The following is a 262-nucleotide window of genomic DNA, read 5'->3' as shown; positions in this document are numbered from 1 at the left end:
CCACGTGGACGACGCGGGCGCCCATCCCCTGTGCGACGGCCTGTACGGCGGGCGGGAGCGGCGTGGCGGTCAGGACGACACACGAGGTTCCGAGCATGTCGTCCAGGCGGACGCGCCCGCCCTGGTACCGGATCCACGGCTGGGGGCAGTGGGTGCCCGCCAACTCGCGCCGGCGCCCCGGCATCCGCGTACGCCGGTGGATCAGCGGCCCCGAGGGGAGCGCCGGGCTGAGGTCGCGGCCCGCGGCCTTGGTCAGGCCGGG

At 77.1% G+C, this 262-nt stretch carries 1 pseudogene; it reads right to left on the bottom strand.

Annotated elements, in window-relative coordinates:
- A pseudogene (locus tag GT042_RS10520) lies at positions 1-262 on the bottom strand (3-(3-hydroxyphenyl)propionate hydroxylase); the annotation flags it as partial.

This window comes from Streptomyces sp. SID3212 (genome assembly GCF_009865405.1).
In the GTDB taxonomy this organism is placed as follows: domain Bacteria; phylum Actinomycetota; class Actinomycetes; order Streptomycetales; family Streptomycetaceae; genus Streptomyces.
The sequence above is the reverse complement of the archived record's forward strand: the minus strand, read 5'-3'. Positions and strand labels throughout refer to the sequence as shown.